General features: G+C 50.4%; 22 protein-coding genes and 1 tRNA gene. 18 read left to right on the top strand and 5 right to left on the bottom strand.

Annotation, left to right across the window (positions count from 1 at the left end; genetic code table 11):
• Positions 1-59: 59 nt before the first annotated feature.
• The 5 genes from feoB to gltX all read right to left on the bottom strand — a co-directional run bounded on the left by feoB (position 60) and on the right by gltX (position 6,680).
• Positions 60-2,279, bottom strand: coding sequence for a ferrous iron transport protein B (gene feoB / locus FCL45_RS19225; protein WP_136797713.1), 2,220 nt, complete (start codon positions 2,277-2,279; stop codon positions 60-62).
• A 45-nt stretch (positions 2,280-2,324) separates the two neighbouring features.
• Positions 2,325-2,558 (bottom strand): FeoA family protein, encoded by a 234-nt coding sequence (locus FCL45_RS19220; RefSeq protein WP_136797715.1) that lies wholly within the window; start codon positions 2,556-2,558, stop codon positions 2,325-2,327.
• 324 nt (positions 2,559-2,882) lie between these two features.
• Complete coding sequence (locus FCL45_RS19215) at positions 2,883-3,176, bottom strand: FeoA family protein (protein WP_167495780.1); 294 nt, start codon at positions 3,174-3,176, stop codon at positions 2,883-2,885.
• A gap of 294 nt (positions 3,177-3,470) precedes the next feature.
• The gene (locus FCL45_RS19210; protein ID WP_136797720.1) at positions 3,471-5,162 is read right to left on the bottom strand and encodes a glutamine--tRNA ligase/YqeY domain fusion protein; all 1,692 of its coding nucleotides are present in this window, start codon (positions 5,160-5,162) and stop codon (positions 3,471-3,473) included.
• Between the two features lie 36 nt (positions 5,163-5,198).
• A complete protein-coding gene (gltX, locus tag FCL45_RS19205; RefSeq protein ID WP_136797722.1) occupies positions 5,199-6,680 on the bottom strand; it encodes a glutamate--tRNA ligase in 1,482 nt (493 codons plus the stop codon).
• 540 nt (positions 6,681-7,220) lie between these two features.
• Between gltX and serA the strand changes: the two genes are divergently transcribed.
• From serA to FCL45_RS19115, 18 genes are all read left to right on the top strand, one after another.
• On the top strand, positions 7,221-8,813 hold the full coding sequence (gene serA, locus FCL45_RS19200) for a phosphoglycerate dehydrogenase (RefSeq protein ID WP_136797723.1): 1,593 nt from the start codon (positions 7,221-7,223) through the stop codon (positions 8,811-8,813).
• Between the two features lie 49 nt (positions 8,814-8,862).
• A complete protein-coding gene (locus tag FCL45_RS19195; protein ID WP_136797725.1) occupies positions 8,863-9,201 on the top strand; it encodes a DUF1844 domain-containing protein in 339 nt (112 codons plus the stop codon).
• 54 nt (positions 9,202-9,255) lie between these two features.
• Positions 9,256-10,182: a 4-(cytidine 5'-diphospho)-2-C-methyl-D-erythritol kinase gene (gene ispE, locus FCL45_RS19190; RefSeq protein ID WP_136797727.1), complete on the top strand. Its 927-nt coding sequence runs from the start codon at positions 9,256-9,258 to the stop codon at positions 10,180-10,182.
• Positions 10,146-10,221, top strand: a tRNA-Gln gene (locus FCL45_RS19185). The genes ispE and FCL45_RS19185 overlap by 37 nt, the downstream gene beginning before the upstream one ends.
• Positions 10,222-10,269: 48 nt before the next feature.
• A complete protein-coding gene (locus tag FCL45_RS19180) occupies positions 10,270-11,208 on the top strand; it encodes a ribose-phosphate diphosphokinase (protein ID WP_136797729.1) in 939 nt (312 codons plus the stop codon).
• A 103-nt stretch (positions 11,209-11,311) separates the two neighbouring features.
• Positions 11,312-11,863 carry a 50S ribosomal protein L25 gene (locus FCL45_RS19175; RefSeq protein ID WP_136797731.1) on the top strand — a complete coding sequence of 184 codons (552 nt, stop codon included), beginning with the start codon at positions 11,312-11,314 and terminating at the stop codon, positions 11,861-11,863.
• A gap of 124 nt (positions 11,864-11,987) precedes the next feature.
• Positions 11,988-12,581: an aminoacyl-tRNA hydrolase gene (gene pth, locus FCL45_RS19170; RefSeq protein ID WP_136797733.1), complete on the top strand. Its 594-nt coding sequence runs from the start codon at positions 11,988-11,990 to the stop codon at positions 12,579-12,581.
• Between the two features lie 286 nt (positions 12,582-12,867).
• Complete coding sequence (locus tag FCL45_RS19165) at positions 12,868-13,347, top strand: CarD family transcriptional regulator (protein ID WP_176360070.1); 480 nt, start codon at positions 12,868-12,870, stop codon at positions 13,345-13,347.
• A 57-nt stretch (positions 13,348-13,404) separates the two neighbouring features.
• The gene (locus FCL45_RS19160) at positions 13,405-14,364 is read left to right on the top strand and encodes an RluA family pseudouridine synthase (RefSeq protein WP_136797734.1); all 960 of its coding nucleotides are present in this window, start codon (positions 13,405-13,407) and stop codon (positions 14,362-14,364) included.
• A 23-nt stretch (positions 14,365-14,387) separates the two neighbouring features.
• A complete protein-coding gene (gene coaE / locus FCL45_RS19155; protein ID WP_136797736.1) occupies positions 14,388-14,990 on the top strand; it encodes a dephospho-CoA kinase in 603 nt (200 codons plus the stop codon).
• A 434-nt stretch (positions 14,991-15,424) separates the two neighbouring features.
• The gene (gene rho, locus FCL45_RS19150; protein ID WP_136797738.1) at positions 15,425-16,675 is read left to right on the top strand and encodes a transcription termination factor Rho; all 1,251 of its coding nucleotides are present in this window, start codon (positions 15,425-15,427) and stop codon (positions 16,673-16,675) included.
• 174 nt (positions 16,676-16,849) lie between these two features.
• Positions 16,850-17,065, top strand: coding sequence for a 50S ribosomal protein L31 (gene rpmE, locus FCL45_RS19145; RefSeq protein ID WP_136797740.1), 216 nt, complete (start codon positions 16,850-16,852; stop codon positions 17,063-17,065).
• A gap of 143 nt (positions 17,066-17,208) precedes the next feature.
• Entirely contained in the window at positions 17,209-18,279 is a 1,071-nt protein-coding gene (prfA, locus tag FCL45_RS19140) for a peptide chain release factor 1 (protein ID WP_136797742.1), read from the top strand.
• A 119-nt stretch (positions 18,280-18,398) separates the two neighbouring features.
• Positions 18,399-19,274, top strand: a complete 876-nt coding sequence (gene prmC, locus FCL45_RS19135; protein ID WP_136797743.1) for a peptide chain release factor N(5)-glutamine methyltransferase — start codon at positions 18,399-18,401, stop codon at positions 19,272-19,274.
• A 23-nt stretch (positions 19,275-19,297) separates the two neighbouring features.
• On the top strand, positions 19,298-20,578 hold the full coding sequence (murA, locus tag FCL45_RS19130) for a UDP-N-acetylglucosamine 1-carboxyvinyltransferase (RefSeq protein ID WP_136797745.1): 1,281 nt from the start codon (positions 19,298-19,300) through the stop codon (positions 20,576-20,578).
• A gap of 636 nt (positions 20,579-21,214) precedes the next feature.
• Entirely contained in the window at positions 21,215-25,087 is a 3,873-nt protein-coding gene (locus tag FCL45_RS19125) for a DUF11 domain-containing protein (protein WP_136797747.1), read from the top strand.
• Positions 25,088-25,213: 126 nt separating this feature from the next.
• On the top strand, positions 25,214-26,230 hold the full coding sequence (locus tag FCL45_RS19120) for a DUF11 domain-containing protein (protein ID WP_136797749.1): 1,017 nt from the start codon (positions 25,214-25,216) through the stop codon (positions 26,228-26,230).
• A 182-nt stretch (positions 26,231-26,412) separates the two neighbouring features.
• Positions 26,413-26,904, top strand: coding sequence for a DUF11 domain-containing protein (locus tag FCL45_RS19115; RefSeq protein WP_136797751.1), 492 nt, complete (start codon positions 26,413-26,415; stop codon positions 26,902-26,904).
• Positions 26,905-26,991 lie beyond the last annotated feature (87 nt).

Below are 26,991 nucleotides of genomic sequence, written 5' to 3'. Positions count from 1 at the left end.
CGGTAACCAGTGCTCCAGGGTAGGAAGTACCCTGGAGCACTGGTGCGATGGGTCGTTGGTTAGCCCAGGTTCAACAGACTTCCAACCTGAAACACTATTGTGGCAAGAGCAAAGGCAAAGACGGTATTAAAGCCCATGGAGAATGCGGCCCATTTCCAGTTTGATTCCCTGGCGATACAGACTACGGTCACAAAACAGGGCGCATAGAACATTATGAATACCAGAACAGCCACGGCGGATACTTTGTTCCAGCCCGGATCATTCTGCAGTCGCTGCCCTAAAGAGCGGGACTCTTCCACATCGACTTCACCCATGGAATAAGCTGTTCCGAGCGTGGAGACGATCACTTCCTTGGCAGCAATTCCACCTACCAGGGCGATATTTGTCCTCCAGTCAAAACCTGCCACTTCGCTTATCGGTTCAAGAGAAGTGCCGATGCGACCAGCAAATGAATGACGAAGAGCGGACTCTGATTCCGCATTGTCGATGGTCAGCAGCTCAGATTTTAGAATGAGAGCATTCTCCGAGAGCTCTTCCGCACCAGCTTCAAGCTCAGATGCAATTTCCGGAGAGGCAGTCGCCATAACTGCTTCCCTCTTTCCCTCAAAGACAGCTCTCTCGGTGTCGGGTATGCCGGGAAAGGTCATCAATGCCCAGAGCAGGATAGAGATACCAAGAATTACAGTACCGGCCTTTTTAATGTATTGCCAGGTACGTTCCCAGGTGTGGATGAGAAGGCCGCGCATGGTCGGGAAGCGGTAAGGCGGCAATTCCATGACAAACGGAGTCGGTTCACCACGAAGCACTGTGGAGCGCAGCAATTTGGCTGCCAGCAGGGCCACAACCCAGGCAAGCAGAGTGAAGATAAACATGTACATTGCCTGGCTCTCGCTGAAGAAGGCACCAATCAGCAGGGCAAGTACTGGAATCTTGGCACCGCAGTTCATGAACGGCGCCGTGAGCAGGGTGGCCATACGCTCTTTCGGTGAGCGCAGGGTTCTGGTGGCCATAACACCCGGCACCGCGCAGCCGCCGGCTATTCCACCGGAAACAATAAACGGCATGACGGAAGAACCGTGCAGGCCGAAAATGCGGAAAATGCGGTCCATCATGTAGGCTATCCGCGCAAGGTAGCCAGAATCCTCAAGAATCGCGATGCCGAAGAACATCAGCATAATGAGTGGTACGAAGCCGAGAACGCCTCCGACACCATCGATAATACCGGAGACAATCATCGATTTGAGCAGGCCGTCGGGCATATGAGCTTCAACCGCATCGCCCAGCCAGGCAAATCCGTTTTCGAGCCAGCCAACGGGAATTTCACTCCAGGAGAAGGTCACGTGATAGAGCCCGAAGATGACACCAAGCATCACCAGCGGCCCCAGCAAGCGGTTGGTTAATACTTTGTCGATCTTATCAGACAGGTAGAGGCGGTCGCTGTCGAACTTCTGGGTGATAACTCCCTGGCGCACGATGGACTTGATATACCCGTAACGATGGTCGGCAATAAGTGCTTCTGGATATACCTCCAGAGTTTTCAGGGTGTGTTTGCTGACTTTCTCGACAATGGCTTCCAGTTTGGCAGCGATCTGGGACTGGGCAGCGCGGCCTACTTCAAGAATCTGCTCATCGTTTTCCAGGTATTTGATGGCGGAATAACCGGCAGGGTAGGTGGTAGTCAGAAAGTTGTTTTCCTCGATTATATCTACAATTTCCTGTCGGCTCTGATCAATGTCCTTGCCGTAGGTGATATTGCATAAGGAAGAGCTTGTGCGTTGGGAATTCCCGGCAACTGTGATAACAGCTTCAAGCAGTTCTTCTTTCCCTTTCCCTGATCTTGCGATAATGGGGACGACCGGTACACCGAGCAGCTTGGATAACTTGTCTGTCTTGATGTCAATACCGCGATCGTGAGCCACATCCATCATATTCAGGGCTATTACCATCGGCACTCCGAGTTCAAGGAACTGGCAGGTGAGGTACAGGTTGCGCTCAAGATTTGAAGCGTCGACGATGTTCACCACAACATCTGGTTTTTGTTGGACAAGAAAATCCCTCGCAACAAGTTCCTCGGCCGAATAAGCGGTCATGGAGTAGGTACCGGGGAGGTCTGTAATAACTATCTCACGGCTGTTGTATCGGGTACGCCCTTCTTTGTGATCAACTGTGATACCGGGATAGTTGCCCACATGCTGTCGCGCGCCTGTGAGGGTATTGAATAATGTGGTCTTGCCGGCATTGGGGTTGCCGGCAAGTGCCATGGTAATATGGGTATTCATAATAAAATTTCGATGACAAAAGATAAAAAAAGGAAAAAGGCAACTTTATTGAATATCGACCTGAATATGATCGGCTTCACTGTTTCTCAGGGTTAGAGTGGTGTTGAGCACTCTGAGGGCCACAGGGTCTTTCAGCGGAGCTTTGCCGCAGATGGTGACCTGGGTGCCGGGAACCAGACCCATTTCGCGAAGCCGGCGGCCCAGTTCGCCCGTGGCTTTAACGGCCTGTATTAAGCCGCTTTGCCCCTTTTTCATTTGTCGTAAGGGAATTGTTGTCATTTCCTCTCTCCGGATAGAAATCAATGTAAAAATTACAGCCACCAGTGCCTCATTACGGCAAAGGCAACTGCCTAAATCTTTTTGGATTGCTCTTTGCAGTCAGAGACTGAACAGCCTGAACAACTGCAGCCGCATGACATCTCTGATTTGGGATCAACGGCAGACCGAACTGCTTTGTAAAATTTGTTCCCAATGTAGAGCGCGCAGCAGGCAAGTATGCACCAGAGAATTATGTGTTCAAGCATTGTTGTATTCTCCACAAATGTTTAGCTAAGCCTAAAACGAATGGCCAAAAAAAAAGTTGAACCTTGAGCGTGGGCTATCTCAGTCAGTTGTTACCAGTATGTTTTCTGAGATAGACCTGTCCAGGCAGATATTACCGCCGTAGACCTTGACCACACATTGATGACCGTTTGCAGGGCAGATCAATTCTGCTTCAGAACCAGGGAAGAGTCCAAGAGAGGCGATTTTGGCACATAACTTGCGATCTCCTGTAATCTTGCAAACCCGAACCTTTCCGGCCTTGCATCGGCTGGAGAGCGGTGTTGTCTGATTATCCTCTTTGCTCTGGAAAAAGCATCCTTTCAACTGTTTTTTCCAACAACCTTTTTTGAACATCCCGGTCACCATGGTTCGTTTATTAAAGTGCAATATGTAGTGATTAGGTACAACAAACAAGAACGGGTGTCAATACATTCTTAAGAGCTCCTAAATAAAAATTAGACCCCTCTAACACAGATGTGATATGAGGAGAGTGAGGCGAGGAATGTGGAACAACTTTGCCAGAGGAACCGCTCGGAATCTTGGAGGAAAGAAGGAAAAAAGAAAACTCTCCCTGGTCTTGTTCGCCGGGGAGGGTTTTCTTTTGCTCATCGACAGAAGTCCGCAGACTTCTGTCGTTGCGTTCGGGATTTAGCCTTTCTGCTGTGCTTTAGCCCATGAGTCACGGAGGGTCACTATGCGGTTGAAGGCTGGTTTACCAGGCTGAGAGTCTATGGGATCTGCGGAGAAGTATCCGGTACGCTCAAACTGAACCTGCCTGCCGGGAGCTATCTCCGCGAGTGAGGCTTCAGCTTTGGCATGCTCGATTACCACTTTTGAGTCAGGGTTCAGATGCTCAAGGAAGCTGACCTCTTTATCGGCATCAGGGTTTTCGTGATTGAACAGGCGATCGTAAAGCCGAACCTGGCAATCAACACTCTTGTCTGCGGATACCCAGTGGATGGTGCCTTTGACTTTTCTGCCGTCAGGGGCGGATCCGCCTTTTGTCTCAGGGTCATATGTACAATGGATTGCTGTGATATTACCTTCTTCATCCTTGTCATATGAAACACAGGTTATAAGATAACCATACCTGAGGCGAACTTCACGGCCGGGTCCGAGCCGGTGGAATTTCCGCGGTGGTTCTTCCATGAAATCCGATCGTTCGATGTAGAGCTCACGGGTGAACGGCAACTCACGGGTACCCATCTCCGGGTTCTTGGGATGATTTTTAGCGGTAACCATCTCAACAAGATCCTCAGGGTAATTGTCGATGATGACCTTGAGCGGATCCAGCACACACATGACACGTTCGGCTTTCGGGTCGAGGTCATCCCTGATCGATTTTTCCAGCACGCCCATATCAATCCAGCTCGATTTCTTGCCGACACCGATGGTGGAGCAGAAGTTGCGGATTGACTCCGGAGTATAACCTCTGCGGCGAAGACCGGAAATGGTGAGCATACGTGGATCGTCCCAGCCTTCCACATAGTTCTCGTTGACCAACTGCAGCAGCTTACGCTTGCTCATTACCGTGTAGGTAAGGTTGAGTCGGGCAAATTCGATCTGGCGCGGATGACACGGGGTCTCGAGGGTGTCGAGCACCCAGTCGTACAGAGGGCGATGGTCTTCAAACTCCAATGTACAGAGAGAGTGGGTGATACCCTCTATCATATCAGAAAGACAGTGGGTATAGTCGTACATCGGGTAGATGCACCAGGTATCACCGGTTCTGTGGTGGTCGGTCTTGAGGATGCGGTAAATGACCGGATCGCGCATATTGAGGTTTGGCGAGGCCATATCGATTTTTGCACGCAGTACTCTGCTGCCATCTGGGTATTCGCCAGCCTTCATTCCCTCGAAGAGTTCAAGGTTTTCCTCAATGCTGCGATTGCGGTATGGACTCTCTTTGCCGGGCTCGGTGAGAGTGCCGCGGTATTGGCGAATTTCGTCACCGGTCAGGTCGCAGACATATGCCTTGCCGGTCTTGATCAGCTGAACAGCGTACTCATAGAGCTTCTCGAAGTAATCCGAAGCAAAGTAAAGATGATTGCCCCAATCGAAGCCAAGCCATTTCACATCCTGCTGAATAGACTCAACATACTTGGTCTCTTCCTTGCTCGGGTTGGTATCGTCGAAACGCATATGGCAGATAGCATTGTTTTCGACGGCGATACCGAAGTTCAGGCAGATTGACTTAGCATGGCCTATGTGCAGAAAGCCGTTTGGCTCGGGTGGAAAACGGGTCACAGGTGTTGCGTGTTTACCGGTTTCCAGATCTTCGGCTATGATCTGGCGGATAAAGTCTAAAGGCTTTTCTTCCAGTTTTTCTTTTGGTTCCATAGTATTGTATAAAGGTCGAATCTCAGGCTTTTGGTTTTAGGCCGGATACAATTTTGCTACTTCGCGCAGGCGGCGCACCACTCTTTCCTGACCGATAGTCACCAGGATGTCAAACATCGATGGTCCTGCAAGCTGGCCGGTGACCACGGTTCGCATACCATTGATGATGATGCCCGGCTTGATTTCAAGCTCGTCGGCGAGTTCACGTGCCACTCTTTCAGTCTCTTCCAGGTTAAAATCGCTCAGCTGCTCGAAACGATCTGCCAGCATGGGGAACCACTCTTTCAGCTCCTCGTACTTGAGCACATTCTTTTTCAGGGGCTTCTCCTCAACGTCGAAGTCATCGGCGAAATAAGCGCGGCCACGACTGGTGAAATCTTTGAGGGTGTGAAAGCGGTCACGGATCATATCCAATGTATGATGATACCACTGTTGCTTCTCACCTGCATAGGCTTCATCCCAGAGTCCTTCAGCTTTAAGCTCTACTTTCACGAGCTCACCGAGTTCTGTGATGTCCATGGTGCGGAGGTAGTGCTCATTAATGGCAATCGCTTTCGGGTCGGTGAAGAACTTGGCGTCACCCTTATTATAGTTGAACACCGAGCTGGATTTGTTAATGCGCTCGAGGGTGAATGCTTCGATGAGCTCTTCTTTGGTGTAGAATTCTTTGTCATCACCTGCGGACCAGCCTAGCAGCACCAGGAAGTTATTGAACGCCCAGGGCAGAAAGCCTTTGTCACGATAGAACTGGACAGCGACAATCTCACCGTGGCTGCGTTTGGAGATCTTGGCCTTTTTGGTGTCCAGCGTCAGTGGCATATGGGCAAAGACCGGTACCGGTGCTTCAAGTGCTTCGTAGAGCAGGATCTGCTTGATGGTGTTGGTCATATGATCCTGGCCACGGACAACGTGACTGATGCGGTCGCGGATATCATCGACAACATTGCAGAGCAGGTAGAGCGGCTTGCCGTTTGAGCGGACGATGACGAAATCATCTACTTCTTTGATATCGCATTCGATTCTGCCGAGAATTTTATCATCATAGCCGATTCTTCTGTCACCTTCCGGAACCCTGAAGCGGATAACGTACGGAATGCCTGCTGCCTCTTTGGCGTTGATTTCCTCTTCGCTCAGCCCGGCACAGGTGCCGTCATAGCCGAGGTTCTGTTTGGCAGCCAGGGCAGCCTCACGCTTGGCATCCAGTTGTTCTTTGGTGCAGAAACATTTATAGGCCTTGCCCTCAGCCAGGAGGCGCTCGGCGGCGGCTTTGTGGTCGGCTGAGAATTCGGTCTGGAAATATGGTCCTTCGTCAAAATCAATGCCGAGCCACTCGAGTCCATCAATGATTCCCTGGATGGATTCCTGGGTGGAGCGCTCTGTATCGGTGTCCTCAATTCTGAGGATGAGCTTGCCGCCGGTTTTTTTGGCGTAAAGCCAGTTGTAAAGCGCAGTTCGAGCTCCGCCGATGTGGAGGTAGCCGGTAGGGCTCGGTGGAAAACGTAATCGTGTCTCGGTCATTTGGATAATACTCCTGTCAGAACTTTATTTCCTAAATCCGTACTGTTGGACTACCGGATATTGTGGCTATGCAGAATAGTGGTAAGCACGAATTCACGCAAGTGCATCGTGATACTTTTTCGCAGGCGAAAACGCCAGCCTCTGGCGTGGCGAAATTACAGAAAAATTGTGAGAATCATCTCGACTTATCTGAGCTGCGGATAGAGTTTTCGTGCATGCTATATATACATAATGGGATCATTGTTCAATACCAATGATCTGAATTCCTGATGAGATCGGTCTATACATTTGATCGTGCGGGTGTGTGTGACGGCCGGCGCCGATATTTTTGGTTGTTCTCCCCTGGTTAACCCAGTATATTTTTTTGAATTTAACAGATTAGGTAACGTTTCTTCCTGATGTCGCGGCGGGCGATTTTAGTGCGCCTTGTTTTTGTGTTGTGTGAAAATTCACTGTGTTGGCTCTTCTCCCTTAGCTGGCGCTGCATAGCGGAGTGGTCGCCATAACCCTGAAACGTGCAAGCGAAAGAAAGGAGTAGAGATGAAAGTACTGGTCAGTGATAATCTTTCCCCAGTAGGGGTAAAGGTCCTTGAAGAGGCTGGTCTCGATGTGGATGTGCGTACGGGACTGGCTCCGGAAGAATTGCAGGAGATAATCGGGCAGTACCAGGGGCTGGTGATCCGTAGTTCCACCAAAGTTACCAAGGAACTGCTTGCAGCAGCAAAAAATCTGAAAGTTGTCGGCAGGGCAGGCATAGGCCTCGACAATGTAGACATCCCGGCTGCCAGTGCCGAGGGAGTGGTGGTGATGAACGCACCAGACGGCAATGCCGTAACCACTGCCGAGCACGCAATTTCCATGATGCTGGCGCTTGCCCGCAACATCCCCCAGGCTACAGCCTCCATGAAAGCCGGCAAGTGGGAGAAGAAGAAATTCATGGGCAGGGAGGTGACAGGTAAGACGCTGGGTATTATTGGTATAGGTCGTATCGGCTCGATCGCTGCGAGCAGGGCTCAGGGCTTGAAAATGAAGACCATTGCCTATGACCCTCACATGCCGCCTGATACGGCCGAAAGAAACGGGGTTGAGTTAGTCAGCCTGGAAGAGTTGGCGAAACGGTCAGATTTTATCACGGTTCATGTGCCGAAGACGAAAGAGACCGCCAACCTTGTGTCCCACGAGTTCTTTAGGAACATGAAAAGTGATGCGATGTTCATCGATTGCGCACGGGGAGGTGTATGCGATGAACAGGCGCTCTATCATGCCCTTAACGACCGGTTAATTGGTGGTGCCGCGCTGGATGTGTTTGCTAATGAGCCGACCAGTCACGATAACTGCCCTCTGCTCGGTCTTGATAATTTTATCTGCACACCGCATCTTGGTGCTTCCACCAGTGAGGCGCAGGAAAATGTTGCACTCATAATCGCGGAGCAGATTGCCGATTTTCTCCTGCACGGTACAGTGACCAACGCCATCAACGTACCTTCGGTGAGCAGCGAAGTGCTGGCGCAGGTCGGTCCGTACCTGACCCTGGGAGAAATGCTTGGTACTATGCAGATGCAACTCTCCCAGGGCGGGGTGAAAGAAGTGAACGTGGAGTATAGCGGTGAGCTGGCTGATGTAAATACCAGCCCTGTAACCGTAGCCTTTTTGAAAGGGTTGTTTACGCCAATTCTAAAAGATGCGGTGAACTACGTGAACGCCCCTGTGGTGGCACGAGACAGGGGAATACGGGTGGTGGAGTCCAAATCGGACAGAGCCGGCGATTTTACCAACACGCTCACAGCCAGAGTAGTTTCGGAGGAGGGTGAAAATATCCTGGTCGGTACTGTCTTCGGTAAAAATGAGCCGCGTTTGGTAAGGTTAAACTCTTTTCGCCTCGAAGCTTTACCCTCCGGGCCGATGCTGCTGGTATTCAACAAGGATGTTCCAGGGGTGATTGGTGCTCTGGGGACAACGCTTGGTGATAACGGGGTAAATATTTCCAGAATGACTGTGGGACGTGAGGAAACGAGTAATCAGAATATCATTCTGCTCAGTACCGATCAGTTGATCTCAAAAGAGCTGTTAGAAAAAGTTCGCGCCCTTAAACACATTGACGCAGCACAGGGACTGAATTTAAATGGATTTTAGCCCGTTTTCAAAGGCGGGATAATTGTCAGAGAGAAAAAAGGAACCTACCATGACAGAGAAAGCAGCAAAAGATACAGTGCAATCCCCAGAGGATTGTGCTTGTGAGGAAGGAAAGGTGCCGAATACAAAAGGGCAGTGCGTAATGCCGGAGGTAACTTTTTCGGCGTTTGTGATGTCTCTGAATACTTCGGTCCTCTACCACCTGGGCGAAATAAGGGACCCACAGACCGGTAAAACCGAAATTAATCATGAGCTGGCCAGGCATGCCATCGATACCCTGGTGATGCTGCAGGAAAAGACCAAAGGCAACCTCTCCACCGAGGAAGAGGAGATGCTGAAGAATATAGTCTATGACGTTAAGCTGCGTTTTGTTAAAGCGGTGAAATAACATTTTGAAATAATTGTGTGTCCCTGGTCATCTTGTACGTTGATTCGGGGGTGGATGAAAGGAGTTGCTGTGGGTGGTGAAGTGTTGCATTTGCAGGCGCCCTGCAAGATAAATATGATGTTGCGGGTTGTCGGCAGAAGGGTTGATGGGTATCATGAACTTGAAACCTGGATGCAGAAACTTGATCTTTACGACGAGATCGAGCTTGAGCTTACCTCACAACCCGGTATCACGCTGGTGTGTGATGACCCCGACTTACCCGTCGATGAGACGAATCTGGCTTACAGGGCCGCAAAGATTTATTTTGAATCGAGCAAGAGGGCAAAAGGTTTTGGTGCAGCTCTTAATTTAAAAAAAAGAATTCCTTCAGGAGCAGGTCTGGGTGGCGGCAGCAGTGATGCCGGAACGGTGCTCAGAGGCCTGAATCATCACTTCGGAGATGAGTTTTCCCAGGAGGAACTGGTGAGAAAGGCGGCCTGCTTAGGCGCTGATGTTCCGTTTTTTGTTGTTCCCTATAGTGCGGTAATGGCAACGGGCATCGGTGAAGTAATGCAGCCGGTGGAACCTCTTACCTCATGCACCATCGTTTTGGTCAACCCTGGCTTTTCGGTTTCTACAAAATGGGTTTTTGAAAATTTAGCGTTGACAACTAAAATCGAAGAGTCTATATTACCTCGCTTTCGAAAACACGATATCGAAACCTTGTCGTACAACGATATGTGTAACGATCTGGAGCTGGTTACCAGCATGAAGTTTTCGGAAATTGAGCAGATGAAGCATGATCTACTCAATACCGGTGCTTCGCGGGCGATGATGTCCGGAAGCGGACCGACAGTGTTCGGTGTTTTTCCTGATGACAAGTCCGGTCAGGTAGCTGTACAAGACGCGGCAGAAATGTTGCGTCAGCAATATAAAGATGGAGTTTTTGTTACTCGATCGTGCGTTGGGGCGTGGCCAAGCGGTCAAGGCACCGGGTTTTGATCCCGGCATTCGGAGGTTCGAATCCTCCCGCCCCAGCCATTTTTGCGTTTGTATTATACTCTGTCCAAACACCACAAAAGTAGAACAATGCCAAAAGCACTGAAGGTAGTAACCGGTAATGCCCACCCCGAGCTGGCCCAGGAGATATGTAAACATCTCGGTCAGCCCCTCACAGCATCTGACGTTCGCAAATTCAGCGACGGTGAGATTTTCGTTGAAATCCAGGAAAATGTTCGCGGTGCGGATGTTTTTGTTGTTCAGCCAACCTGTCGGCCGGTTAACGACCACTTGATGGAACTGGTGATCATGGTGGATGCGCTTCGCCGCGCCTCAGCCAGAAGGATTACCGCTGTCGTTCCATATTATGGCTATGCCCGCCAGGACAGAAAAAATGCGCCACGCGTACCCATCACCGCAAAAGTTGTTGCCGAGATGTTTATGGCTGTGGGCGTTCGCAGGGTACTCTGCATGGACCTGCACGCAGGCCAGATCCAGGGGTTCTTCAATATCCCTGTAGATCATCTGTATGCTGCGCCGGTTCTGCTTGATTACATCAAAGACCAGTTTGAAGACGTGATTATGGTTTCACCCGATGCGGGTGGTGTTGAGCGGACTCGCGCTTTTGCCAAACGCATGAACGCCGGGCTGGCCATTATCGATAAGCGTCGCGATCGTCCCAACGAGTGTGAAGCGATGCACGTGATCGGCGATGTTCGCGGTAAGACCGCCATCCTGATGGATGATATGGTCGATACCGCAGGCACCCTCTGTAACGGTGCAGAGACTTTGATAAAGAATGGCGCCAAAGAAGTGCATGCCTGCTGCAGTCATCCGGTTCTCTCCGGCCCTGCCGTAGAGCGACTCAACAACTCTGTATTGAAATCACTGGTAGTCACGAACTCTGTTCCGCTTCTCCCTGAGGCAGCGGCCTGTGACAAGATCAAGGTTCTTTCAGTTTCAGAGCTGCTTGCAAACGCTATTAAACGCATTCACAACGAAGATTCTGTCAGCTCGCTCTTTGTGTAAGTTCGGGCTGATCTGATAAATAGAAACAGTTTTATTTTTTTTTACAACTCGGACGTCTGTATACCTATCAACGGCGTACAAAAAGGCGAGCCCAGGAGGAATTATGATTCAGGTAGATATAAGCGCGGCTGTTAGAGCCGTTAGCGGAAAAGGTTATATGCGTCGTCTTCGTATGGAAGGCCTTACCCCAGCCGTTGTTTACGGAAAGGGTGGAGAGGCCCAGATGCTGCAGATGGACACTAAAACCCTCTCAGCAACCCTGATGGAGATCGTTAGACGTAACGCTATTGTTACTCTGAAAATCGACGAGGTTGGTGAAAAGAGTGTCATGGTGAAAGAGCTGCAAACCGATCCAATCAGAGACACCTTGATCCACGCAGATTTCTGCGAGATCGACCTTGATAAAGAAAAACAGTTTAAAGTGCCTGTTAAATTCAAAGGTACCGCTAAAGGTGTTGACCTTGGTGGTAGCCTTGAAGTTATGGCTACCTCAGTTGTTCTTGAGGCTAAGCCGCTTGATATTCCGGATGAGGTTACTCTTGATATCAGTGGCCTGAACATTGGTGACCAGTTGAAATTCTCTGCAATTGAGATTGCCGAGAACGTAAAAATGGTTTCCAACCCGGATGCAACCTGCGTTGGTGTAACCAAATAATTCGGGCAGGTCATCAGGCAGGCAGCTTCAAAGATCAAAATTGCATTTTTGCTGACTGTTTATAATCCGGAAGGGGATATGTTCCTTCCGGATTTTTTATTGTATGTGAAACACTTTTGGTTCAATGGCAGATACCGAATTTCTAGTAGTAGGTCTTGGTAACCCGGGTCAGAAATACGCTGACACTCGTCATAATGTTGGTTTTGTCATCATAGATGAACTTGCCAGACGATGGGGCAGCGAGCTTTCCCTTGAAAAATGGAACGCCCGCTCTTGTCGCATTTCCCGCTGGGGCTCACGAATCAATCTGGTGAAGCCCATGACCTTCATGAACCTGAGCGGCAAAGCCGTGGCAGAGTTCGTCCGCTTTTATAAGGTGCCGGTAGAGAACATCGTAGTGATTCATGATGACCTCGATATGAACCCCGGGCGCCTGAAACTCGTACGTGGTGGTGGCGCTGGCGGTCACAATGGTATTCGCTCCATGACCGAGTCTCTTGGATCAAATAATTTTTATCGACTTAAAGTAGGAATAGGCCGTCCTGGTAAAGGTGATGTCCACCCTGATTTTCCGGTAGATAAATATGTCCTCTCCAGCATGTCCGGTGAAGAGGTTGATCTGGTGAATGAACGCGTTACTTTCATCGAAGATGGATTGCAGTTCCTTATTACAGAGGGACCCGCGAGAGCCATGAGCCTGATCAACAGTATCAAATAGCCTGAAAAACCTTCATATAGTCCCGTCGTTATCTTTATGAGAGCGAATTATCGGGAAAAGTAAGGGCAAGATTATGCTAGATATGGTATAATGACCCTTGGTTTTCATGATACGCAGGCGCGCACTCATGGTCAGAACTCTGAACTTTGGGTTATCGAGTCTGCATGTTTTGCTCCTTACTGAAGGAGACAAAACCGGCTTTTGCATGTTTAGCTTTGTTTGTAGCAGCTGTACAGGGAAAAGTCATTTTCGAGTTTTAATGTAGTATCCGACAGAGGAGAAAGTAGTGTTTGCTGAAGGTGATATGGCGGTTTATCCGGCCCACGGCGTAGGTGTTATTAAAGCTATTGAAACTCAATCTGTTGCAGGTGTCGATCACACCTTTTATGTATTGGAAATTCTTGAGAACGGAATGACCATCATGATTCCGACAGCCAGTAGTGAGAATGTTGGTCTCAGAGCGATTGTAAACAAGAAGCAGGTCGATGAAGTGATCGATATTCTCGAAGACAGGTCAACCGAGATTGGCAGTCAGACCTGGAATCGGCGTTATCGCGACTATATGGAAAAAATCAAGACTGGTTCTGTCCATGAAGTTGCCGAGGTTCTTCGTGATCTCTTCCTGCTGAGTGTTGATAAAGATCTTTCCTACGGTGAAAAGAAGATGCTTGATACTGCAAAAAGTTTGCTGGTAAAAGAGCTCTCTCTGGCACAACAGATTGAAGAAGCATCGGTTTCCCAGAAAATCGATACTATCTTTGCATAAATTTTCTTATTAATTATTGACTGAGCGGCAGCATTTCTCCTGCCCGATTGAGAAGAAATGAAATCAGCTCAATACGAAAGTGAGACAGAGTTGGGTGAAGATGAGACAATCTCTCTTCAGGTCGAGCCGACCACTGCCGGTGTACGGCTCGATCACCTGCTCGTCCAGCAAATTCCTGATGTTTCCCGTTCACGTATCATATCGTCTATAAAGTCAGGTCTTATCCTGGTGGATGGGGAGCCGTCTAAAGCCGGTTACAAGCTCAAAGCAGGGCAAAAGGTGACAGGATCGCTCTACGAGCCACCTCCGCTCTCTGTTGCTCCCGAAGAAATAGAATTTCCGATTATCTTCGAAGATGATGCTTTACTTGTCATCTCAAAGCCTCCTGGCCTGGTTGTTCACCCTGGCAGTGGAAATCACAATGGAACTCTGGTCAATGGCCTGCTTTATCACTGTGCCAATATTGAAGGGGTGGGTGATTCAATTCGCCCCGGTATAGTTCACAGGCTCGATAAAGATACCTCCGGCATAATGGTGGTCGCCAAGAATGAAACGGTGCACCGGCAGTTGGTGGAGATGTTCAAGAATCGTGATATCGACAAGCAGTACCTTGCGATCGTGCATGGAGTACCAGACAGGGTCGAAGGTCGAATTGTTGCACCGATAGGCCGGCACTCTGTCAACAGACAGAAAATGGCTATTCGCGAAGGCACTTCAGGCCGGTACGCAGCAAGTAGCTGGCGCGTGGAAGAGGAGTATGGCCTACGATATGCACTGCTGCGGGTAAACATCGAAACAGGGCGGACCCACCAGATTCGTGTGCACATGGCACATATAAAGCATCCGGTAGCGGGTGATACGGTGTATGGTCCCGGGCGAAACAACCGGATGTTCCCGCGACAGATGCTCCATGCTTTCAAACTTGTCTTTAAGCATCCTGTAACCGGTCGAAAAATGTCATTCACAGCACCTCTGTGGGAAGATATGCAGGGGATTTGTGATTCTTTAAGCGAATAAAGTCAGTAATTACTTGACTACAGATGAATATCGCATTAACAGGGACTGTCGGGTCTGGTAAGAGCGTGGTTGCTGCCATGCTTTCCGGCTGGCTGCAATGTCGCTCCATTGATACCGACGCAGTGAGTCGGTTATTGCTGCAACCCGGTCAATCTGCCTATCTCGCCCTGCAGCAGCGATGGGGGAGTCGTTTTATAAGTTCGAGCGGAGATGTGGACAGAGCGGCGTTACGAAAAGCGATTTTTGCTGATACGAACCTGAAAAAGCAGCTCGAGGCATTGCTCCATAGTGATATACGGTCATATGTCACCAGGCAGATGGAGATCGAAGCGGCGGCGGGAAAGCACCTGTTGGTTGAAGTACCTCTACTTTTTGAAGTAGGCTGGCAGAATGATTTTGATCATACCATTGCAGTCTATGTGCCGACAGCTCTCAGCGTAAAGCGTACCATGCTGCGCGACACTGTTTCTGAGGCAGAGGCTGAGGCGGTGGTGGCAGCACAAATCAGTGCGGAAGAGAAGGCACTGATGGCTGACAGTGTCATAAATAATTCGGGAGTTTGGGGGGCCACGGTACTGCAGGTTTCCCATTTAGCCAGGAATCTGCAAGAGCTTGGATTGGAATAAAAAAAGCCAAGTTATATTGGCTTTAAAAGCTTGACAGCAAAGGGGAGAGCACGTATAAGAAATGTGTGGCCAGAGAAAAAAGCCCCTGCCTCCTGATGAGTCTTTTGTTCCAGCAGATGTACAATCCAGTTCAATAGAGCACCCTCTCAGGTAGGTGTATTTTTCCGTGTTAAATTCCTGAAAATTACTGTTGCTTAGCTTCAGGCCCAATATTCCACTCTAAAGCAGATCTAATACACTAAAAATACTGATTACAAACATAGGCCTCGCAGACAGTTTTTAGAAAACAACTGGTTTGCCGGGAATGTTTTTTTATAAATTAATCATGCAGATGCATGCCCTTAGTCGACTACTTTATGTTGGCGGGGATGATATACAACTTTAGCAAAATGCCAAAGGATCCTGCCAAAAGATTGAAAAGGAGAGACTCGTTAATGAATCTGGCGGAATTAAAGCTTAAGAAGATCGGTGAGCTGGTAAAGCTCGCCCGTGAGTACAACGTGGAAGGCTTCAGCTCAATGCGGAAGCAGGAGCTGATATTTGCCTTACTCCAGGCCCAGGCCGATAAAGACGGCAAAATGCGGGGGAGTGGTGTACTGGAAATTCTGCCAGACGGTTTCGGGTTCCTGAGGGCTCCGGATTATAACTACTTACCGGGCCCGGATGATATCTATGTCTCCCCATCTCAGATCCGCAGGTTGAACCTGCGAACCGGCGATGTGATTGACGGTCTGGTTCGTGCTCCCAAAGAAGGTGAGCGTTATTTCGCCTTGCTGAAAGTTGAGAGTGTCAACTTTGATCCGCCTGAGGCATCGAAGCAAAAGACTCTGTTCGGTAACCTTACTCCACTTCATCCAAACGAAAAATTCACGCTTGAGTGGCAGCCTGACAACTACTCAATGCGGGTTATGGACATGTTTGCCCCGATTGGTAAAGGGCAGCGAGGGCTGATAGTTGCACCTCCACGTACTGGTAAAACGGTATTGATGCAGAAAATTGCCAACTCAATTGTCCGAAACCACAAGGAAGTGTACCTTATCGTACTGCTCATCGACGAGCGTCCGGAAGAGGTTACAGAGATGACCCGTTCGGTTAAAACCGCCGAGGTTGTCAGTTCCACCTTCGATGAGCCGCCGCAGCGCCATATCCAGGTGGCTGAGATGGTTATCGAGAAGGCGAAACGTCTTGTTGAGCATAAAAAAGACGTTGTTATTCTTCTTGACTCCATCACCAGACTTGCCAGAGCGTATAATACCGTAACCCCGGCAAGTGGTAAAATTCTCTCCGGTGGTGTTGAGGCGAATGCGCTGCACAGACCGAAGCGCTTCTTCGGTGCAGCACGCAACATCGAGGAGGGTGGCAGCCTAACAATTCTTGCTACCGCTCTTATTGAGACCGGCAGCCGGATGGACGAGGTTATCTTTGAAGAGTTCAAAGGAACCGGTAACATGGAATTGATACTCGACAGGAAAATGGCAGATAAACGCATTTTCCCTGCGGTTGATATTAAACGTTCCGGTACCAGAAAAGAAGATCTGCTGTTGAAGCCGGATATGCTCAATAGAATCTGGATTCTGAGAAAACTGCTCAACTCCATGAACCCGGCGGATTGCATGGACTTTCTTACAGATAAGTTGAGGAACCAGAAAAGCAACAAGGATTTCCTCGAGTCGATGAATGGCTAGTTGCCCGTGAGCACACGACAATTGGTATGCCGGGAAAAAGTACCAATTGTTTAAATTAATTTTTGTTGAAAAATTGTTTTGCCTCGGTATAATGCACACCTTGTGTCTTTAGACTGACGGCTTATACTGTAATTTGATCATCACATGTGTTGATGTGTTGGAGGATCGGGAATTATGAAGAATGATATTCATCCGGAATATAAGAAAATGAGTGCAACCTGTGCATGTGGCGCAGAGTTTGAGATGGGTTCAGTTATGGACGAGATCAAAGTTGAGATCTGTTCTGCTTGTCACCCATTTTTCACAGGAAAACAAAAACTTATTGATACTGCTGGTCGTATCGAGAAGTACAAGCAGCGTTACGCAAAGCATTTCGCCGAGAAGGGTTAATCTCCCCTGCGACGATTGCACACCAAAAAATGGTGGGCTTTACATCCGCTTCACGGCAGCGCAAATTGATCAAGTCCACAGTGATGAATCATCATGGCTGTGGACTTTTTTTATTCCATCTCTAGTATCCCATAAACAAAGCTATGTTTGGCAATTTTGAAGAACTGCAAGATAAGCTGTCCGAGCTTGAAGGGCGTCTTTCAGATCCTTCTCTGGTAAACAACCAGAAGGAGTACCGGGAAGTTGTTCGTGAGCACGCTCACCTGACGAAGCTTAACGAACTTTATGTAGATTACAAGAGTGTTCAGGAAGATATTGCTGAGAACCGAGAGTTGCTTAAGGATGAGAATGAAGATCCGGAGCTGAAAGAACTCGCCCGCGCCGAGCTCGAGGAATTGGCTGAGCGTGAGCTGCAACTCGATAAGGATATCAAGGTTCTTTTGTTGCCCAAAGACCCGAACGACGAGAAAAACACTCTTCTTGAAATCCGGGCTGGTACAGGTGGAGACGAAGCCGCTCTTTTTGTGGGTGATTTGTTTCGTATGTACACGAGATTTGCCGAGTCGATGAAATGGCGAGTTGAGACCATCAGTTCCAGTCCTCTCGGCATAGGCGGATTCAAGGAAATCATCGCCCTCATCAGCGGTGAGCAGGTATATTCCCAGCTGAAGTATGAGAGTGGCGTTCACCGTGTTCAGCGTGTACCTGAAACTGAGACCCAGGGTAGGGTTCACACCTCAGCGGTAACGGTTGCAATTCTGCCCGAAGCCGAGGAAGTTGAACTGGATATAGATATGAACGAGCTGAAGTTTGATGTTTATCGATCTTCAGGCCCGGGTGGTCAGAGTGTTAACACCACCGACTCCGCGGTTCGTATCACCCATCTGCCCACCGGCCTTGTGGTTACCTGCCAGGATGAAAAGTCCCAGCATAAAAATAAGGCGAAAGCATTGACTGTTCTCCGTGCCCGACTGTTCGATGCCATGCAGCGGGAACAGCAGGCTAAGATCTCGCAGGATCGTAAGAGCCAGGTTGGTACAGGTGATCGGAGTGAGAGAATCAGAACCTATAATTTCCCTCAGGGGCGTCTCACTGATCACAGAATAAACCTGACACTCTACAAGCTCGAGCAGATTATGAACGGTAAACTCGAAGATGTTATTTTTCCGCTCATAGCTGAAGATCAGGCTGAAAAGTTGAAAAAAATTCAGTAGATCTACTCAATAGAAACTACAGGTATAGGTTGCCGGCGTTGTTTCTCAAGTTGCCGGTAACCAGCCTCTGTACCAGCATCCACTCAAAACCTATCTCATAAGATATCTTCCCTCCCCTGATGCGTATAGCAGAACTCGTACAATATGGGATTTCCGAGCTCAAGGCCGCAGGTATTCCTGATTGTACAAGCGATGTGTACCTTCTCGCTGGTCATTGTCTGAATAAAAGCAGAACACAACTCCTCGCCTTTGGGCAGGATCAAGTACCGATAGAGCGGGAGAACCGTTTTAAAGAACTGCTTGCCCGTAGAGTGAAGCGGGAGCCGGTAGCCTATATCCTTGGTGAGCAGGAATTCTGGTCCCTCAGCTTCAAGGTGAACTCAAAAGTACTGATCCCACGACCTGAAACCGAGCTTCTCGTCGAGAAGGCACTGGCCGCAACGAGCGGAGATTCTTTTCCCGGGGAAGGTAAAATTATTGATCTCTGTTGCGGTAGCGGTGTTATTGCTATTATATTGGCGCTGGAATTGAAAAGGGAGATCCTGGCGATCGATATCTCAGCTGAAGCCCTGGCTGTAACAAAAGAAAATTGCGTTCTTCATGGGGTGGGACAGCTGGTGGAGCTGATGCAATCAGATCTGCTCAGTGAGGTGATTACCAGAGGCGATAAAGTCTCGATGGTAGTATCCAATCCTCCATATGTTACGACCCATGCAGTGTTGCATGAGGTTGAGCCGGAGGTGGGCGTTTATGAACCCCACCTGGCTCTCGATGGAGGAGATGAAGGACTTGATCAGATAGTGCGTATTCGCCGTCAATTATCGGACATGCTTGTTGAGGGCGGCCATCTATTCATGGAGATAGGTGCCGATCAGGGCACGGCTGTTCATGCCATGTTCAGCGAGCACGTTCCCGGGTACAGGGATTTCCGGAAAGTTGAAATTATCTCAGACTATGCGGGTCGCGACAGAATTCTGCATGCCATTATTGCCTGAGAAAGGCAGGGAAAGAAACTTAAATGGAAAAACTCATAATAGAAGGCGGCGTAAAGCTTGAGGGTGAAGTGCGTATCAGTGGTGCTAAAAATGCAGCGCTACCGCTTATTGCAGCAACTTTGCTGGCGCCTGGAGAACATGTTCTCAAGAATGTACCGGATCTCCGTGATACCCGTACCATGTTGAAGCTGTTGGAGAACCTTGGTGTGCGATCAGAGCGGAATGGAGACGTTCTGAAAATTGATTCCACCGATCTCGAATCAGGTGAAGCACCATATGATCTGGTTAAGACCATGCGTGCCTCCGTGCTCGTACTCGGACCATTACTTGCCAGGCTTGGCAGAGCAAGGGTTTCCCTGCCCGGTGGTTGTGCTATTGGTGCAAGACCTATCAACTACCATATTAACGGATTGGAACTGCTTGGTGTGACATGTGATCTTGAGGGTGGGTATGTTGACGCCACCATAGATGGCAGGATGAAAGGCAACACAATCTATTTTGACCTTCCGTCTGTGACTGGTACCGAGAATCTGCTGATGGCTGCCGTGCAGGCAGAAGGTACCACTGTCATAAAAAATGCGGCCAGGGAGCCTGAAGTCGGCAATCTGGTAGACATGCTGAACGGTATGGGTGCCAGGATCGAAGGACGGGATACCGACAGACTCACAATTCACGGTGTCGAGAACTTGAATCCGGCAAATTGTGCAATCATTCCGGATCGAATAGAGACAGGTACCTATCTGATAGCCATTGCCGCGACCGGTGGAGAGGGGGTTGTGACCCATTGTAATCCGTCGCATCTGCCGTCACTGCTCGAGAAGCTGCGGGCTACAGGTCTCAGAATCGAGGAAACCGAATCAACAATCACGGTTCGTCAGCCGAATGGCAGCGCAACACCTGGTCCACTGAAGGGCACCGACATAACCACTTCGCCATATCCAGGATATCCAACTGACCTGCAAGCCCAGTTCATGGCGCTCATGACTCTTGCCTCAGGTATCAGTGCAGTACATGAGACCATCTTCGAAAATCGTTTTATGCATGTCGCTGAGCTTCAGCGTCTTGGGGCAAAAATTAAGGTTGATGGACACACTGCAGTTGTTGATGGCTGCAGTATGAATGGTTTGAATGGTGCCAGAGTGATGGCTACTGACCTGAGAGCAAGTTCCTCGCTGGTCATTGCAGGCTTGGCCGCAAGTGGCAGAACCGAAATTTCCAGAATTTATCATCTCGAACGTGGCTATGAAGGTCTGGTGGATAAATTAACCGCCCTTGGTGCCAGGGTCTGGAAGGAGCAGGAGTGATACCGAAGGGGAGACTCCCCTGTAAACAGTCGGCTGCGTAGCTAAGCTGATGGTGTAAATTGTTGTGATGAGCCTTGAGCCCTTCAACCGCGATGAGAGCGGTTGGGGGGCTTTTTTTATCCAAACCAAATCGGTAGACAATCTTTCCCTTGAACTTTGGAAAGACGAACCCTGTGAGTTGTTGAGGGTGTTTTCAGATTGTATATGTGGCGATGAGGTTATGCCAACTACCAGTTATTGAACTTTATAGTAGAGTTTGAGGATTCTGCCAGGAGCTCATTCACCATGGTAGTTGCGTATATTGTCCGCTGTTTCAGTAACTCACTATTATATCAGTTTTTTCAGTTATTTCTGCCTTTTTGATAAAATTTCCTACTCTGAAACTGATAATTAATGGCAAAAGTGATTGTTTTTCAACAAATAGGTAAATATACCTATTTACTTACCTATTGAAATATTGGTACTTTCCTTTTTTCTTTCAGGCAATTGCGTTAAATTGGGTTCGTCCGGTGCTTGGGTACTTCTACTGACAGTAGACTGTACATCGTCGTTGTATCGACAAGGTTACGGATGCCTTGCGCTACTGAGCGTTCTGTTTGCAAACCTTCCTTTGGGAGGAGGGGGCGTTAATCGTGTATGAACGCAACAACGATGGTGATGGTGAAAGTGAATCTCAAGAAATTATTAGGGATTGCCATACTGCTGTCTGCTTTGAACCTCCTGCTGGCAGCAACGGCTTGGGCTTGGCCCACCGACAGCCAGTGGCTCGAACTGGTCAAGAGTGGAAAGCCGATTCAGGACAGCGAAAGTGATGCCAACGGTGGGGTCAATGTCGTCCCGGACTATACCAATCCGGACAAAGACACCCCTGCAGCTGCCTACGTCTATAACGACGGCAGCTATCTCTATTACCGCCTGCGTCTGGACGGAGATCCCACTCAAGGCGGCAATGGGGTTTTTGCCCAGTTCGGCTGGGGCTTTGAAATCGATATTGATCAGAATGCCGATGATTATGAATGGCTGATAATGTGCGATGGCATCTCCCAGCCGGAAGTCATCTCCCTCCGCGAAAATACAGATAAAACAGGCCTCGGAGATCCCTCGGACAAGGCTGAATATGTCGCAGCGGAGTATCCGCTGGTCGGCAATCACCAACTGTCTATCGCCGACACCTCCATCGGCGGCGACACCGACTATTTCCTCGATTTCCGACTGCCGTACGCTGTTTTCAAGGCTACGACAGGCATCGATGACAACACCCTCATCCGCTATTTTGCAGGCAGCTCCCGTTCAACCAATAACTTGACTGATGACGGAGCTGACCTTGTCTCTGGCTCGACCCTCTACGAGATGGGCTCCGACTACATCACTCCATTCGGTACCCCGCCGGAGACAGGAACCACCTCGGACGGCACGGTCCGTTTTGTCGACAGTCTGGATGGTTTCAACGATGTCAACCTGGCCTCGGGTGGCGAAACCATCTACGTACGGGTCGACGATGCGGATCAGACCCTGGCTGTCAATCCGGACCAGACCATTCGGGTAGAACTCACCGCGCCAAGCGGCGACTCGGTGGTGGTTATCCTCACCGCAACCGGTGTGGCCGGAAAGTTTACTGGCGCTGTGGTGACCGAGGAAGTCACCAAATCAAAGGATATTGATTCCTCTGATACAACTCTTCAGGTCTGGCCACCTGCGTCTTCTCCGACAGATCAGGAGATCATCACCGTTACCTATATCGACTCGATCGACGCCAGCGGCAATCAGGAGGTGAACCGCACAGATACCATCACCTTCACCACCACCGCCACCGACCTGGCTCTCGAAAAATCGGTTGATAGCTCGGTGGTACAGCAGAGCGATAGTGTTCAGTTCAGCCTCACCATCACCAACCAGGGACCCAACAACGCTTCTGGGGTTGTGGTCAACGACCAGCTGCCAGCCGGTCTCAGCTACCAGGCCAGCACACCATCGGTCGGCAGCTACGACCCGGTTTCGGGCAACTGGTCAGTGGGGATGCTGAACACCGGCGCTTCCGCCACCCTGACCATCGATACCCAGGTCAGTGCCGCCATCGGCAACATTGTCAACACGGCCACGATCACTGTACTCAATGAAATAGACGGATACGCTGGTAACAACTCCGCCAGCGCCGAGCTTTATGTCGGCGGTACGGATATCCGAATCAGTAAGTCGGTCGACGATGAGTATCCGGCCGAAAATGAACTGATTTTTTTCAGTGTCAGGGCTTTGAACCTTGGCCCCAACAACGCCAGCGGCGTTGTTGTTACGGACCTGCTCCCCAGCGGTCTGAACTATGATTCGGCCACAGGCTACAGCGCCACCCAAGGCAGCTACAATGAAGCAACCGGAGTCTGGACCGTGGGCGATCTCGCCAGTGGTGTCGGGGCTGTCCTCACCATCCCGGCCCGTCCTGCGCCCGGTACCGCAAACACCATCTTGACCAATAGTGCAAGCCTTACCGTTATCAACGAGCCTGAGAGCAACCCGGCCAACGACTCGGCCGGAGTCGACATCAAGGTGAACTTCCACGACCTGGAATTGACCAAGATGGTGGGCGTGGGGCCTTCATACAACCCTCTGGTCGATATCGCGGTTCCCAACGAAGGCGACAGTGTCCGTTACGAATTGGTGGTGACCAATCATGGGCCCAACGATGCCACCGGCGTGGCGGTAACGGATCAGCTACCGTCCGGGATCAGCTTCGACAGCGTGGGCCAGATCAGCCAGGGCAGCTATAATCCAGCGACCGGCGTCTGGTCGCTCGGTGCTCTCTCCTCTGGCAGCACGGCAACACTGCAAATTGATGCCGACGTGAACAACGACACGGCAGGGCAGACCATCATCAACTCGGCCGAGATAACCGCTTCGGATTACTTCGACGACGTTGAGTCAAACAACTGGGCTGCGGCTACCATCAAGGTAGACGGTACCGACCTGCAGATCACCAAAACCGTCAATAATTCAATCCCAAGCCCGGGCGACTCCGCGACCTACACGCTGACGGTGACCAACAATGGTCCGAATCCGGCAAGCGGGGTTGCGGTCACTGACATCCTGCCCGAAGGTGTTACCTACACCAGCCATTCGGCCTCTGCAGGCACAAGTTATGATGCCAAGAGCAATGGTAAACCCAGCTGGGTATGGGATATCGGTAATCTCAGCGTGACAGGGAGCGCAACATTGACCATCAATGCCACGGTGGATAGCGGCACCAGTGGCCAGAACATCACCAATGTGGGCATGATTACCGAAAGTGATCAGGCAGATCCAAACTACCTCAACAACGTTGCCAGCAGTGTGATTTCCGTCGACGGCACCGATCTCGCCATCACTAAAACCGTCGATGATCCTACCCCGAACGAGCATCAGGATATCATCTACACCGTCACCATCACCAACAACGGACCGACCGATGCCACCGGTGTGGAGGTAAGGGACCTGCTGCCGCCAGAGGTCAGCTATATTTCCAGCACCGGCAACTATGACCAGGCATCCGGCATCTGGACAATCGGTAACCTCTCGGACAATCAAACAGCGCAGCTTAACATCATCGCCAGGGTCAAGGGCAGTACCAGCGGCTTGTATATCACCAACAATGCCTCGATCAACGCGGTGGACCAGGGGGACCAGAATCCAGCTAATGATTTTGCCAGCGCTGACGTTGCTGTGGCAGGAACCGACCTGGCTCTGACCAAAACCATCGATAACGCCAGCCCCGGGGTACAGGGGGCAGTGACCTATATGCTTACCGTTACCAACGAGGGGGCCAACTCTGCCACCGGCTTCGAGGTGGAGGATATCCTGCCGGCCGGGATCACCTTGATCTCCAGCACGCCGAGCCAGGGCAGCTACTCCACCGGTAGCTGGCTGGTCGGCAGCCTGGCTGCGGGTGACAGCGCCACGCTGGATATCCTGGTCGGGGTTGACGGCCCGGTCGGCACCACCGTGACCAACTCGGCAAGTATCACCGGCCTTGACCAGACCGATAGCGACCCGGCCAACGACAGCGCCAGCGTCGATTTTACGCCTGTGGCCTGGCCGGTACTGACCGTGGTCAAGTCCGCGAAGACGGTCAGTGATCCGGAGCATGGCATGGTGAACCCTTATGACGTGCCCGGGGCCATCATTGAATACCGCATCACGGTCACTAACACTGGTCTGGCAGCCACTGATGCCGATTCGCTATTGCTGGTCGATCCCATTCCGGAACATACAGCGCTGGTGGTCACCGATCCGCCAGTCACAATCAGCAACGTCCAGGCGACCACCGGATTGACCCTCACCTATACCGCCTTAAACGATCTGACCGATCACGTCGAGTTCTCTGCCGACGGCACGGATTACAGCCAGATCCCAACCGCAGACGGCAACGGCACCGACCCCTCGGTCAAGTACCTGCGGTTCATGCCCGCCGGGCAGTTCAACGCTTCGGACGGGATCACCGATCCTTCCTTCACCGTCACCTTCAGGGTGCGGCTGCAATAGATGGAATAGAGGCAATAGAAACCATAAGGCCAGATACCGAAGAGGGAGGAGGTTATGACCAAACCAAACACAAACGACAATCAGTATGATTTTGATCCATCGATTTAAAGAGAAAGGAGATTGGAGATGAAGAAAACACTAAACCTGATAATGCTGACCTGCCTTGTTGTCGGTACCACAGCGTCGCTGGCGGAGGCAGCCGGTACCATTGCGGGCACTCCTATCAGCAACACGGCCACCGTCAACTACAACGTTGATGGCATCGACCTGGAGAAAGACAGTGACACCGTCACCTTCAATGTTGCCGAGTTGCTCGATGTTACCCTGGTTTCACGCGATGGAAGCAACGTTCCTGTAAAACCGGGAGAGTCCAAGGCCATGCTCACCTATGAGCTGACCAATACCGGCAATTACCAGGAGGGCTTCACACTGACGGTTGATAACACGGATACTACCGATGATTTCGACCCGGAGACTCCCACTACCATCTATTTCGATGCCAACGATAACGACACCTACGATGATGGCACAGACACCCTGTATGACGGGAGCAACCTGCCTGCCTTGGCCGCAGATGAGAGTATTTATCTCTTTGTGTTCAATGATATCCCTGATACACCCGCCGACACCGAGCTAGGTATCAGCAACCTGCAGGCTGATGCCCAGACCGGGACCGGTCCGGAAGGAACGGCATATGCTAACGCTGGCTATAACGGCAGTGTCGCGGCTGTGGTCGGCACCAGCGGTGCGTCAGCCAACGCCGACGGCACCTACCAGGTCAGCCGCGTCGATGTTACCATCGACAAGACCGGGGTGGTGATCGAAGACGGGCTGACTGGTACTGGAACCGAGCCGGTACCGGGCGCCACCATCGAGTACACCATTACTGTCGAGGTGATTGGTGGTACTGCCGCAGGACTGGTGATTACTGACCCGATCCCGGCAGCGACCAGCTATGTTGGCGACAGTATGCAACTCAACGGCAGCCCACTGACTGATGATGACGACAGTGACGAGGGAAAGCTGGAGCCGTTGGGAACAGTACCGGAAAGTTATGAAATTAAGGTCGATCTCGGTAATGTCACTGGCGGAGAAGCACCCGGTACAACCAACACCATCACCTTTGAAGTCACCATCAAATAGGAGTCTGTCTGACTAAGCCCTTTTTTCACAACTCAGCGTTATCAAGAGGAAATTAATGCTCGCAATATTAATTATATGGCTCCGCTTAATTTCCTCCAGACGCCTTGATTTGTGAAAAAATTGCAGTAGTCCGACAGGCTCCTAGTACGTAAAGAGTCACACTTATTGACGGAGTAGTAATCATGAAAGCGTATCAGACACTGTTTGCCGTGCTGCTGCTGGTTTTGACAAGTATGGTTGGCATTGCCGCAGCGAAAGAGCCCATCTCCATCGTCTCCAAGGCTGAAATCGAGGAGACGGTGGTCAATGAACAGGGTGAAAAGGAGACCAGACGGGTGCCGGCGGCCAAGGTCATGCCGGGCACCATCGTTTTTTTCACTAACACCTGCACCAATGTCAGTGATAGCCCCATCGATGATGTGGTCATCAACAACCCGATCCCCGAGCATACCGTCTATATCGACAGCTCGGCCACCGAAGCCGGGGTCGCCGTCACCTTTTCCACCGACAACGGAAACACCTTCGATGCTCCCGGCAACCTGTTCATCGTCGAGCAGGACGGCACTTCACGCCCGGCCACCGGAAGGGATTACACCCATGTCCGCTGGCAGCTCAAGTCTTCGCTCAAACCGGGGGAGAGCAAGGATGTGGAGTTCCGCGCTCGTTTGAAATAGATTACCAGTGACTTAGGTGACAGATAAACAGCTTTAAAGAAGAAATATTTATAAACGATAAAAGGCAGTTACTGCAAAGTTGTCATG

Origin of the sequence: Desulfosediminicola ganghwensis (assembly GCF_005116675.2) — a bacterium.
Classification (GTDB): domain Bacteria; phylum Desulfobacterota; class Desulfobulbia; order Desulfobulbales; family Desulfocapsaceae; genus Desulfopila; species Desulfopila ganghwensis.
The sequence above is the reverse complement of the archived record's forward strand: the minus strand, read 5'-3'. Positions and strand labels throughout refer to the sequence as shown.

Coding starts and splice junctions, on each gene's coding strand:
- rho (WP_136797738.1), top strand. CDS start 15,425: ATGAATCTGGCGGAATTAAAGCTTAAGAAGATCGGTGAGCTGGTAAAG.
- prfA (WP_136797742.1), top strand. CDS start 17,209: ATGTTTGGCAATTTTGAAGAACTGCAAGATAAGCTGTCCGAGCTTGAA.
- FCL45_RS19120 (WP_136797749.1), top strand. CDS start 25,214: ATGAAGAAAACACTAAACCTGATAATGCTGACCTGCCTTGTTGTCGGT.
- FCL45_RS19125 (WP_136797747.1), top strand. CDS start 21,215: ATGAACGCAACAACGATGGTGATGGTGAAAGTGAATCTCAAGAAATTA.
- feoB (WP_136797713.1), bottom strand. CDS start 2,279: ATGAATACCCATATTACCATGGCACTTGCCGGCAACCCCAATGCCGGC.
- prmC (WP_136797743.1), top strand. CDS start 18,399: ATGCGTATAGCAGAACTCGTACAATATGGGATTTCCGAGCTCAAGGCC.
- gltX (WP_136797722.1), bottom strand. CDS start 6,680: ATGACCGAGACACGATTACGTTTTCCACCGAGCCCTACCGGCTACCTC.
- rpmE (WP_136797740.1), top strand. CDS start 16,850: ATGAAGAATGATATTCATCCGGAATATAAGAAAATGAGTGCAACCTGT.
- pth (WP_136797733.1), top strand. CDS start 11,988: ATGGCAGATACCGAATTTCTAGTAGTAGGTCTTGGTAACCCGGGTCAG.
- FCL45_RS19180 (WP_136797729.1), top strand. CDS start 10,270: ATGCCAAAAGCACTGAAGGTAGTAACCGGTAATGCCCACCCCGAGCTG.
- FCL45_RS19175 (WP_136797731.1), top strand. CDS start 11,312: ATGATTCAGGTAGATATAAGCGCGGCTGTTAGAGCCGTTAGCGGAAAA.
- murA (WP_136797745.1), top strand. CDS start 19,298: ATGGAAAAACTCATAATAGAAGGCGGCGTAAAGCTTGAGGGTGAAGTG.
- FCL45_RS19210 (WP_136797720.1), bottom strand. CDS start 5,162: ATGGAACCAAAAGAAAAACTGGAAGAAAAGCCTTTAGACTTTATCCGC.
- FCL45_RS19220 (WP_136797715.1), bottom strand. CDS start 2,558: ATGACAACAATTCCCTTACGACAAATGAAAAAGGGGCAAAGCGGCTTA.
- FCL45_RS19215 (WP_167495780.1), bottom strand. CDS start 3,176: ATGTTCAAAAAAGGTTGTTGGAAAAAACAGTTGAAAGGATGCTTTTTC.
- serA (WP_136797723.1), top strand. CDS start 7,221: ATGAAAGTACTGGTCAGTGATAATCTTTCCCCAGTAGGGGTAAAGGTC.
- FCL45_RS19160 (WP_136797734.1), top strand. CDS start 13,405: ATGAAATCAGCTCAATACGAAAGTGAGACAGAGTTGGGTGAAGATGAG.
- FCL45_RS19195 (WP_136797725.1), top strand. CDS start 8,863: ATGACAGAGAAAGCAGCAAAAGATACAGTGCAATCCCCAGAGGATTGT.
- ispE (WP_136797727.1), top strand. CDS start 9,256: ATGAAAGGAGTTGCTGTGGGTGGTGAAGTGTTGCATTTGCAGGCGCCC.
- coaE (WP_136797736.1), top strand. CDS start 14,388: ATGAATATCGCATTAACAGGGACTGTCGGGTCTGGTAAGAGCGTGGTT.
- FCL45_RS19115 (WP_136797751.1), top strand. CDS start 26,413: ATGAAAGCGTATCAGACACTGTTTGCCGTGCTGCTGCTGGTTTTGACA.